Annotated in this window: 1 protein-coding gene; it reads right to left on the bottom strand. The window is 69.3% G+C overall.

Going from position 1 to position 550, the window contains the following annotated elements; translation table 11 throughout:
* A partial coding sequence (locus tag AE618_RS25975; RefSeq protein WP_248311028.1) for a methyl-accepting chemotaxis protein occupies positions 1-550 on the bottom strand: 550 nt, incomplete at both ends.

Here is a 550-nt window from a genome sequence, read left to right on the forward strand (position 1 = left end):
GGCTTGGTGCGCTGCCAGCCATTCCCGCGCCCTCGTTCCCGGTCCTGAAGGCCGCGACCAGCGCGTTCAGCTGAGCGATGCGTGAGGAGAGCGAGCCGGCCGAAGCTGCGCTCTGCTCGGAGAGGGCGGCGTTCTGCTGGGTCATTTCGTCGAGATGGGCCACCGCCTGGCTCATCTCCTCGACGCCGCTGGCCTGTTCCGCCGAGGCCGAGGAGATTTCGGCGATGGTCGCGGCGACCTTGCGCGATGCCGCAAGGATGTGCTCGAGCTGGTCGCCGGCCTGGCGCACCAGCTTGACGCCCTCGCCGACCTCGCTGTTGGAGGAGGAGATCAGCGCCGAGATGTCCTTGGCGGCGTCGCTCGAACGCTGCGCGAGGGTCCGCACCTCCGAGGCCACGACCGCGAAGCCCTTGCCGGCATCGCCCGCACGGGCGGCTTCCACCGCCGCGTTGAGCGCCAGCAGGTTGGTCTGGAAGGCGATGTCGTCGATCACCCGGATGATGTCGGAGATCTTCTGCGAGGCGCTCTCGATGCGCGCCATCGCCGCGAC

It is taken from the genome of Allobosea vaviloviae (genome assembly GCF_001298265.1).
GTDB lineage: Bacteria > Pseudomonadota > Alphaproteobacteria > Rhizobiales > Beijerinckiaceae > Allobosea > Allobosea vaviloviae_B.